Source organism: Larkinella sp. C7, assembly GCF_006149005.1.
Taxonomy (GTDB): domain Bacteria; phylum Bacteroidota; class Bacteroidia; order Cytophagales; family Spirosomataceae; genus Larkinella.
Genome location: NZ_VBSL01000063.1, coordinates 1 through 825 on the forward strand (window position 1 = coordinate 1; position 825 = coordinate 825).

Consider the following 825-nt stretch of genomic DNA (forward strand, 5'->3'; position numbering starts at 1 on the left):
GACTGCATGAGCTTCCTTTTCCTGCCATTTCTATTTCTATACAATGGTCAAAAAGGCAGCTCCAAACCCATTCATAAGTGGTTTTTCTACATTTTCTATCCCCTGCATTTGTGGATACTGCACTTACTGGCCTTCTTCTTGTAAGATGCAAAGCCGTAAAGCATCCCAAAGTAAAATAGGAAAGCTGTCGAAGAAGTACAAGACTTCGAGACAGACCTTCTCTTTTTACAAAGGGATGTAGGCGTGCTCAATTCCTCGTGTTAAAAAAATCTGCCCCGTTGTAAAATGAGGTGCAACAAAAAAAGACAAGCTTATCTGATATACTAAAGTTGCGAAACAAAGTATAAGGAAAGAGATAAGCATGTCCACCACCAATTGTACCACAAAACAACCCTATTGCCACCTCTCAGAGGTAGAACGAGGAAAAATTGAGGCCTTCCTATCAGAAGGGGTGAAACCAGCTGAGATCGCTAGACGTTTGGGAAAAAGTCGCTCCACCATTTCACGTGAAATCAAGCGTGGGACGACAAAACAAGTCAAGCAGGTCAATGGTAAAAAGATCTACTTTGACCACTACTTCGCTGACCTAGCTCAAAGGCGTTACGTTGAAGGGCGACAAGGAATTGACTACCTCAAACTCGAAAAGGTATCTGAGCACTTTCTAAAGGCCTTTGAAGAAGCCATGAAGGCCTCTCCCAGAGTTCATAGTGTAGACAGCTTCGTTTATGCTTATAAAGAGGAACACCCAAGTGAAACCGTTCCAAGTACCAAAACCCTTTACAACTATAGTCATCAAGGCTTGCTAGCTATTAAGGCCATTGATTT

At 42.3% G+C, this 825-nt stretch carries 2 protein-coding genes; both read left to right on the forward strand.

The genetic code is table 11. From position 1 onward, the window contains the following. Nucleotides 1–6 precede the first annotated feature (6 nt). Complete coding sequence (locus FH871_RS34355; protein ID WP_369008812.1) at nt 7–144, forward strand: TraX family protein; 138 nt, start codon at nt 7–9, stop codon at nt 142–144. Nucleotides 145–355: 211 nt separating this feature from the next. Further along, the coding region (locus FH871_RS34360) for a helix-turn-helix domain-containing protein (protein ID WP_229317748.1) at nt 356–825 on the forward strand (470 nt) is incomplete at its 3' end.

Excerpts from the sequence above, each read along its gene's own strand:
- FH871_RS34355 (WP_369008812.1), top strand. The coding sequence starts at position 7 with ATGAGCTTCCTTTTCCTGCCATTTCTATTTCTATACAATGGTCAAAAA.